Genomic DNA, 8,575 nt, shown 5'->3' with positions numbered 1-8,575 from the left:
TTGCCGAGCGCCGGCAGGAAGTCGCCGAGGTAGCGGAAGCTGTCCGGGGTGATCGGTGCGAGGTTGGCGGTGCGCTGGGCGATGGTGTAGCCGCCGTCCGCGCGCTTGCGGAAGGCGTAGCGGCTGGCGCCTAGGGCCTGCTCCGGGCCGCCGGGCATCGGCGGGGTGCGCAGCACCGAGGCGATCACCTTGAGCTGCGGCAGGCGGATGCCGAGGCTCTTGCACAACAACGACGACCAGGCGCCGCCGGCAAGCACCACGCTGGTGCACGGCAGCTCGCCGCGCTCGGTGACCACCGAGGCCACTTGACCGCCAGAGGTGGTCACCCCGCGCACCGCGCAGCGGGTGAAGATCCGCGCGCCCAGCCGGCGCGCGGCGCGGGCGATGGCCGCGGTGGCCAGCTGTGGTTCGGCGCGGCCGTCGTGCGGGGCGAACAGCGCGCCACTCCAGCCGGCGCGGGTGCCCTCGGGCTGCAGGCGGCGCAATTCCGCGCCTTCGACCAGCCGCGCCTCGGCGCCGAAGGTGCCGGTACAAAAATAAATCCGTCCCCTTTTCCCTGGGGAGGCCAGGGCAATTTGAGCGAGGGTAGCGGTTAGTACATTTCGCTGCATTTTTGATATTTGAGTGATTTTAGAGTAGTTGTGGTGTATTTTTTGAGTTCGTAAATTTCTGGAGTAATAAGTGCTGAAAGCCCAATGGGTTGGGCCGGATTGGTTGTTGAGTAGTTTATGAATATCTGCTTATGGGGGATTTTATAGCATTCGTTGTTTTTCTTCAGGTAGGTGTCGGGTGTTGAGTTTTCAAGTTGAGACAGGGATTTGTAGTTTTCATGGATCTCGATTCCTTCGATAATACCTCTCGTGACGTCGAGTGGTTTTTTGTTCATGGTTAGCGGTGTGATGTCAATAGTGGATGCTTCGTCCTTCCATTGGTCGGTGAAAGAGTATCCAAGCTCTGCATAGTCTTGGTCTAACTCCTTGTTTAGGTCGCAAATGGATTTTCTTATAGGTATGCCGGTCTGATTGCTTCTGGTTTCGGCGATGGCGCAGTCAATGAAGATCTTTCCATTTTTTTCTTTTAGTGTATATATTATGTCCGCGTCGCCTGAGGTGAGTAGTGCGGGGACTCCGTTGGTTTTGATCAGGTCTCGATAGATTCCGTCTTTGGATTTTGTTATGTCTTCGTAGCTCGTTGTGTAAGTTTTGCTGTATAAGATTATGCTTCCATTTTTGCCTTTGATGATTTCTGCGGCGTTGGCCGACAGGGCGAGCGCTGTTTGTATAAGAATGGCGAGGAGGGGAAATATTTTCATTTTAGGAGTTCGTAAGTGCGATGGCGGCTTCTTTGAAAATCCCCAGATATTTTTCGCAAATGACGCGAGCAATATTTTCTGGTTGGTTCAATTAATAGTTTTATATTATCTCTCATAGTGTGTTTCTGGTTTTTATTTTCTGTGTTTGTTGTGAGTGTGGTTTATTTTTCGGTTTCTGAAATTTCTTTATTTCCTAGATTGATGGCTGGTATTCCGTCAAAGGCGTAGTCAACTAGATAAGTCTTTCCCGGTTCTTCACATGGCTTGTTGAAGACTTCCTTTTCGTTGTCTCTGACTACCAGTCGATAGCTTGAAAGCCCGCGATTTTCGAATGAATATATGTTGTTCCCTGTGCTGAATCTTAGAGCTTGGGTTATTCCGTCAATGGTTTCTGACTTGTATATTTTAAATATTTCTTTGGGTTTTTGGATATTTTTTGGGAATTGCAGTTCGAGCTTTTTTCCTGGAATTCCGTAGCGGTATTGAACATATCCTGAATTAGGTGTTTTGTTGTCCTTGGCGCATATGGATGCGACTTTTATCTTGCTTTCCGTATTGGTGCTGAAGGAGCAGCTTATGTATATGGCCTCCCATTCGGTACACATGGTTTCTTGGTTGTCAATATAAGGATCTCCTGAGAATGAAGTTGTTGGTAGTAGGAGAGGGGAGCCTAAAATTGTTAAAATTATTGATTTCATTTGATTTTTCATTTTTGCCAAATTGCCTGGAAGTGATTTTGTTTTTCTAGGGGCTGCCGGTTTCTTGTTAACGATGTATTAATTAGATTCACCACTTCTGGGGCTTTTCCTCGGTCTTCAAGGGGACGACCGTTCCACAGTGGCTTTCAGTCGGCTCTCTTCCATCCATCCCTCCACGGTAGCTCCGTTTTTCCTGAAATACATGATTGATATGTGGCCATTGAATTTTGTGTATGCCTGGACCTTGTCTCCGGGAAGAAGGAATGTTTGATTTTTAAATTTGCATCTTGGGTCTGGTGCGGAGAGTATGTGAGCTCTTTCTTCTCCAGTCACCACGAATATTTGAGATGAGGGGATGAGGATTTTCTCCTCCGTGTTCGCCAGATTTTCTGCTTTCTCACATGCGTCTGCTGCGAATGTGCATTTTGAGATTAATGCTAGAGATATGGTAATAAGGTTTTTTGTTAAAAATCCCATTGCTTAATAGCTTCCTTTGGTTTGCTTGAGTATTTTGTCGGTTGAATATTATTTTTCGCAGTTTGTGGATGCAGAAAAAGGGGGCAATGCCCAGCCAATCATGGGTTGCCTTGCAGCAGCCCGTGAGTCGTGACTGGATGCGGTGGGTGCGGAGTTTTTTACGTTCGTTGCTGAAGTTGGTAGGTGGGTTTTGAGTGCGTTTTCGTATTCTTTAGTTTGGGTGGTTATAGGGCCTTTCCAAGTGGTGGTTTTATTGTTGGATGTTGATAATTGTGTTTCGGCAGTAAGAAGTGGGGTTTGGATTTTGGCGACATGCTCACTGCTCGATATCGATGTGCCTTTCATGGTTGTCTTTGTCCCTGAAAATAATTGAGTAAATGTGATAATTTAGTTTGGTTTCGACTACTCTTGATGGAAGTGTGGCATCTTTCGGGATATCTGCTTTTACTGATTTTATGGCGCCTTTCACGGCTGGAGGGAATTTGAATATCTTGAGTTCTCGTCTGCTAATGCTTAATAGCGTGCCTTTTTTGTAGTCGACGGTGTCGACTAATGAATAAGGCCCTGAAGTTTTGTTGTCGGGGAGTATGAGATATGTGATGGAGCACTCTGTTCCACAGGAATACAGAATTTCTATAATGCCGTCGGTGTCCTTTGCCGACACGGGAGCATAAGGAAAGTTAATTCTGGCGAGTTCGATGGAGCTGTTTGCCTTTACGGTGCTGCACTTATGTTTTGTCTCGCGGACGCTGGTTAGGGTCCAGTACGTTCCGGAGAGTAGCGGCGGTTCGGCATCGGCGTGGACCATGGATATAAAGGCGGTTAGGGCGGAAAGGGGTTTTTTATAAGATTGATAATTTTCATTGTTAACACTCGTGGGGTTTGGGATTATTTTGCTTGTTATGGCAAGCAGAGGGAGATCTGGATAGTTATCCGGATCTGCTGCATGAGGTTTGGTCTGGGCGGTGGCCTGTAGTAACTGACTACGCCTGAGTGGGCGAATTTGTTTTTTATCAAATAATAACATCGATCATCTTTACTTTGGAGGTGGCTCGGGTGCGGCGTCAGAGTTATTTGGATAGGGTGGTAAAATTTCATTAGTGTTATTTGTTGTTATTCGAATTCGATGCTTTCGATAAGCTTTAGGGCTTGTGGGGTGATGTCGATGTTTGTGCTGTCTTCTTGGCGAATAGTTTCGCCATCTCCACAAAGGGCTTGTAGTTTATGTATCATGCAGAAATGTATCTTTTTGCGTGGTGGATTTTGAGGTAATGATATGCTGTCAATTACGGCATAGCCTTTTGCGTTTTTTGATGTTATGTTGTATAGGTCAAGCATGGAGTTCGGCGAAATTTCTTTATTGTGGTGCGGGTTGGTTTGAATGTGCCACGTTGCATTTTTGTAGTTGTAATAGGCTTTTTCGCCTGTGTGTGTCGACTCGTATCCATACTCCATTGCTTCTCCCGCATTTACGCAAATCCAGCTGCTTATTGGTGAGATCATTTTAAAGTATATGTGGTCTTCAATTTCTCCGTATGTGAAGGCTGTGAATTTCGCGCGGCATTCTGTCGTGGCGGCTGAAATAAAATCTGCAGGTGATTTTGATGAGATATGGTAAGTTGTCGGTGTGAGATGTGCGTCTTTGGTTTTTATATTGACGGGCGGGTTGATTTGGGCTGGTGCCGAGGCGGATAATAATATTGAGATAGATAGGGGGAGGGATTTCATGGTTTATTATTCTCTTCTTGGTTGATAGAGTTCTGGGAACTCGAGCGAGGGGGTTCCGTGAGCGTCCGGGAATCTTTCCTCGGATAATACGGCTATGGCGTAGTTGTATGCGCAACAGCGTGAGTCGAATCCATTTAAAGATGTGCTGTAGTATGTGTTTAATGCTGATGGTAAGTTTACGATTGCGGTTGCTTTCCAGAAGCTAATGCTTCTGTAGTAAAATTTCCCCCCTTGATTTGTTGTTGCGGACACTCGCTCTAGCGTGTGTGGCTGATCTGAGTATTTGGCCATTTTTTTGGAGATCCAATAGAATCCTGCACTATCTGAAGGCGAGTATAAGTCTTCATTCGTGGTTCCATTTCCCTCTACATGGCTGCGCCATCTTTGAATTTCAATGGTTAGTCCTGAGAAGTTTATATCCTGCAGTTGACTATTGTTTCGTAAGCTTGGTGGTTGTGCATATATTTGATTGTAGGCCGTTGTTAATGCGTCGTATAGCGTGTTGGAAATTGATCGACCGCGATAGCGCCAGTAGTCAATGTAATTGCCAGGATTGGTAAGCTGTAAAAAACCTCTGCCATACCACGGTGCATACCATGATGTTGAGCCGCTTCCCTCTGATGTACGCGAAAGCCAAGAGGTTTCTTGGATTGAATTCCCCATAAAAGACGCTATACGCATTGGGGTGTTGATTCCATATGTCCGCATCATTTTATTTAATGGGGTTCTGTTTTTTGTTAGAGTGGAGGTCGGCGACGTAAGGTTGGTATTAACTGGCTCCCATGCATGCTGAGTTGCGCTGATTTTTCTTAGTGCGTGTTTGGGTATCAATTGTTTGAACTCTGATTGACTCAGCCATCCGCATTTTCTGAATGCTTCGATAAATTCTCTGGGTGGGAAATGCCAATGATTAATCTCAATTCCATCCAAGTTAGCCTCTTCCCAAAAGGCTAAGGCCTGTTGGTGGGATTTTAGTTTTTCATAGCTTTCTGTATGCAGTGGGCCACCGTCGGCAACTTTCAGGAGCCAGCCATATCGGGCATCGAATTCATTCTTGCTCCATTCGCTCGCGAATTTGAATATGCAACGCTTTATATTGCTCTGGGTGACGCTGTTGTTGAGTAATGCAGTGTTGCGTTGGTGCTCTAATGCGTAGCGCTCGGACAGTAGGTCTTTCTCCTCTGCGGAAAGCTCGTTGTATGCAGAAGAGTTTGCAATCGAAACGGCATCCGTTTGGTCTGAGAATAGAGGGTCTTCATGCAGCTTCAGCAGTGTGCGGAGACGTGGGGATTGGCAGTGGCTGTCAGCGTCGTTGTCATCATCAATCAACTGCCATCCTTGCCAATGGGGGAAATCTGCATCACTGAAGCAGGTGACGGTAGGGGAGTGCAGATTCACCCATGCACTGGTCCCTCCGGGAAGCGCAATTTTGCGCCAGTGTGCGGCATTGGCGGGCTGCAAGGCATCTGGGCCCAATACGCGACCAAAACGGAGCAACTCATAACCGGAGCTGGGGCAGGCTGGGTAGTGCTGGCAGGCTGTTTTGTAGAGATCGTATTCGTAATCCGGGGCTTCCTGTCGCTCGCCAAGGAGTTCACCATTTTCGGTAAATGTGCTCAGAGTGCATTGACCTTGGGCATAGCGAATCCGGATAAACAAATTCTCATTAGGTCTCGATAGAGCCGTAGACGTATTATTGGCATCGAGCCAAGTGCTTGGGTGATCGGCATGGCAAAGAACCTCTGGAGGGAGGTAGAAATGTATGTCTCCCCAGCAACTGTCGGTGCGCCCATTACCGGTCAGGTAGTTCAGGGTGGCTGTGCTACGGCCTAGTAGTTTTTCAGGTTCGTTAGAGATGATTTCAAAGTGAATCTTGTCTGGCACCCCGTATATCTTCCCTGCGTTACCCAAGATATCTTTGCGGTAGATCTGCATGCCAATGCTAGGATTGGTCAGAATTATGGAGGAGAAGTGCTGATAGATGGAGTAGAATACAACGCGGGCTTTTTCTCCTTCACCGATTTCAGTCTCGTGGCGCAATATTATGCAACCGTTATCTGTCCAATTTCCCCGGTAGTTCAAGGGGTGCAAGGAATCATCGCTGAACGCCAGCGGATGGCGAAAATAGGCTACGGTGCCGTCGGCAATCGCCCGTACCGGGAGGGTGGCGGAGCCTTCGCGGGGAGCTGTCAGGTGAATCCCACCGTGCCAATTGAGGTCATAGCTCAATGGAAATCCGCCGTCGCCGGGAGTGCCTCCTTGCATGGCCCGATCGAGAAAAGACTGGTCATTTTCCCCGCTGATGGGGGTGGGGATAAAAGGTGGGCTGATAATCATATAAGTACCTAATCCTTGTACATTCGCCATCTATCTCGCTGGTTCACAGCGAGAGCGGGTATTCCCTATTGATGCGGGGCTGGTTTTTTTCTGGAGCATTGGCTGCTGCCTGCTCCAACAAAGCCCCCCCTTTGTCCTTATCCGCCATCCCCGGCAGCACCGGCGCCTTGATGCCAATGCCGGTTCCCGTCCCGGGCGATCCCCCCGCATTGACCCTGACCTGCGCTCCCACCACCGTGACCCCGCTGGCATCCAGCTTGATGAAGCTGCCTCCGGCCTTGAGGGTGAGTTCGGCGCCGGCTTCGATGACGATCTTCTGCCCAGCCTTGAGGTGGATCTCGCTGCCGGCTTCGAGCAGTTGGGCGACGCCGAGTTTGATGTGTTGGCTCTGGCCGACGGTGAGGTGGTCGTCGGGTTTGATCTCGACCTTGCGGTCGCCGTGCACGGTCAGGTGTTCCTCGGCCTTGAACTCGCTGTAGCTGTTGGCCTCCACGGTGTCGTGACGCTCGTGGCCGACGCGGATCTTCTGATCGTGCTCGATGTTCTGGTCCCAGTCGCGCTGGGCGTGGACGTAGATCTGCTCCTGGCCCTTGCGGTCCTCGATGCGCAGCTCGTTGTAGCCGCCCCCGCCGGGGGAGCTCAGGGTCTTGAATACCGTGCGGGTCTTGTTGGCCGGCAGCTCGTAGGGCACCACGTGCTCCTTGTGGTACAGGCAGCCGGTGACCAGCGGCTGGTCGGGGTCGCCCTCGAGGAAGCCGACCAGCACCTCCATGCCCACCCGCGGGATGGCGATGCCGCCGTAGCGGTCGCCGGCCCAGCTGCTCGACACCCGCAGCCAGCAGCTGGTGGTGTCGTCGGCCTGGCCTTCGCGGTCCCAGTGGAACTGCACCTTGACCCGGCCGTACGCGTCGCAGTGGATCTCCTCGCCTTGTGGCCCGGTGACCACCGCGCTCTGGCTGCCCAGCACCCTGGGTTTGGGGTGTTTCAGCGGCGGGCGGTGCAGGGTGTCCCAGGGCGTGGCGACGAAGCGGTTGCGATAGCCCTGCTGGAAGCCGTCGCCGGCGGCGGTATCGCTGGTCACCGACTCCTCCAGCACCTGCGGCTGGCGGCCCTCGTGGTGCACGGCGCGGATCAGCCAGAGGTCGTTCCACTCGCGGCGCGGATGCTCGGTGAGCTCCAGGAAGTGACCGCTGCGCAGGCTCGGCTGGTCGCCGTCGCCCTCGGCCAGCCGGTAGTCGCTGCGATGACGCTCCAGGGCACGACGGGCCAGCTGCTTGCCGCGCGTGCGCTCGGTGAAGCGGCCGGGGTAGTCGTAGTCCTCCAGGTCCGGTTGGAGCTCGCTGGTGGCGGCGCTTTCCAGCTGCAGGCGCGGTTGCTCGAAGTCGTAGTCGCGACGGCTCACCCGGCTGGTGCGGGTCTCCAGGCGTACGGCGAAGTGCTTGATCACCGGCTGGTCGGCCACCAGGCCGCTGTCCGGCAGATAGGCGGTGGGGCGGCCCAGCTTGGGGAACGCCGTCTGGTCGTCGCCGAACACCAGCAGATGGCCGTCCGGGCCGTGGCGGAAGTGGTAGTGGATACCTTCCTCCTCGCACAGGCGCTGCACGAAGTGCAGGTCGGACTCGTCGTACTGCACGCAGTAGTCGCGCGCGGGGTAGTCGGCGCCGAGCTGGAAGCGGTGGCCGTCGCCTTCGAGGATGCCGTGCTCCTCCAGCACCCGGGCGACGATCTGCGGCACGGTGAGGTGCTGGAAGATGCGCTGGTTGACCCGGTGGGCGAGGTAGGCCAGGCGCGGCACCAGGCTCAGGCGGTAGCGGGTCAGGCGCTGGCCGGAGTCGCCCTGGGCGATGCGGTAGACCAGACCGTGCACGCCGCCGCCGTCCGCGGCGAAGGCGAGGAAGGCCGGGCGGTTGAGCAGGCTTTCGAGGTCGAGATCGGGTCGTTCGCCGACCAGTTCGAGTTCGAAGCGGTAGGGGGTGTCGAGGGCTTCGTGGCCGTCGAAGGCGAGCACCTGCAGGTCGGTGTC

8 protein-coding genes are annotated in these 8,575 nt (G+C 52.3%); all 8 read right to left on the bottom strand.

All coding sequences use genetic code 11. The features are described from left to right. A partial coding sequence (locus tag LMJ29_RS09375; protein WP_229605260.1) for an NAD(P)/FAD-dependent oxidoreductase occupies positions 1–485 on the bottom strand: 485 nt, incomplete at its 3' end. 107 nt (positions 486–592) lie between these two features. Then, the gene (locus tag LMJ29_RS09370; protein ID WP_229605259.1) at positions 593–1,312 is read right to left on the bottom strand and encodes a hypothetical protein; all 720 of its coding nucleotides are present in this window, start codon (positions 1,310–1,312) and stop codon (positions 593–595) included. Positions 1,313–1,473: 161 nt separating this feature from the next. Then, the gene (locus tag LMJ29_RS09365) at positions 1,474–2,010 is read right to left on the bottom strand and encodes a hypothetical protein (RefSeq protein WP_229605258.1); all 537 of its coding nucleotides are present in this window, start codon (positions 2,008–2,010) and stop codon (positions 1,474–1,476) included. A 117-nt stretch (positions 2,011–2,127) separates the two neighbouring features. Then, entirely contained in the window at positions 2,128–2,487 is a 360-nt protein-coding gene (locus LMJ29_RS09360; protein ID WP_229605257.1) for a hypothetical protein, read from the bottom strand. A gap of 316 nt (positions 2,488–2,803) precedes the next feature. Continuing rightward, entirely contained in the window at positions 2,804–3,514 is a 711-nt protein-coding gene (locus LMJ29_RS09355; protein ID WP_229605256.1) for a hypothetical protein, read from the bottom strand. An 86-nt stretch (positions 3,515–3,600) separates the two neighbouring features. Continuing rightward, complete coding sequence (locus tag LMJ29_RS09350) at positions 3,601–4,215, bottom strand: hypothetical protein (protein ID WP_229605255.1); 615 nt, start codon at positions 4,213–4,215, stop codon at positions 3,601–3,603. Between the two features lie 6 nt (positions 4,216–4,221). Continuing rightward, positions 4,222–6,552 (bottom strand): M23 family metallopeptidase, encoded by a 2,331-nt coding sequence (locus tag LMJ29_RS09345; RefSeq protein WP_229605254.1) that lies wholly within the window; start codon positions 6,550–6,552, stop codon positions 4,222–4,224. Between the two features lie 43 nt (positions 6,553–6,595). Beyond that, positions 6,596–8,566, bottom strand: coding sequence for a type VI secretion system Vgr family protein (gene tssI, locus LMJ29_RS09340; RefSeq protein WP_229605261.1), 1,971 nt, complete (start codon positions 8,564–8,566; stop codon positions 6,596–6,598). Positions 8,567–8,575 lie beyond the last annotated feature (9 nt).

The sequence above is a fragment of the Pseudomonas oryzagri genome (assembly GCF_020831405.1).
GTDB lineage: Bacteria > Pseudomonadota > Gammaproteobacteria > Pseudomonadales > Pseudomonadaceae > Geopseudomonas > Geopseudomonas oryzagri.
The sequence above is the reverse complement of the archived record's forward strand: the minus strand, read 5'-3'. Positions and strand labels throughout refer to the sequence as shown.

Excerpts from the sequence above, each read along its gene's own strand:
- LMJ29_RS09370 (WP_229605259.1), bottom strand. The coding sequence starts at position 1,312 with ATGAAAATATTTCCCCTCCTCGCCATTCTTATACAAACAGCGCTCGCC.
- LMJ29_RS09360 (WP_229605257.1), bottom strand. The coding sequence starts at position 2,487 with ATGGGATTTTTAACAAAAAACCTTATTACCATATCTCTAGCATTAATC.
- LMJ29_RS09350 (WP_229605255.1), bottom strand. The coding sequence starts at position 4,215 with ATGAAATCCCTCCCCCTATCTATCTCAATATTATTATCCGCCTCGGCA.
- LMJ29_RS09345 (WP_229605254.1), bottom strand. The coding sequence starts at position 6,552 with ATGATTATCAGCCCACCTTTTATCCCCACCCCCATCAGCGGGGAAAAT.
- LMJ29_RS09355 (WP_229605256.1), bottom strand. The coding sequence starts at position 3,514 with ATGTTATTATTTGATAAAAAACAAATTCGCCCACTCAGGCGTAGTCAG.
- LMJ29_RS09365 (WP_229605258.1), bottom strand. The coding sequence starts at position 2,010 with ATGAAATCAATAATTTTAACAATTTTAGGCTCCCCTCTCCTACTACCA.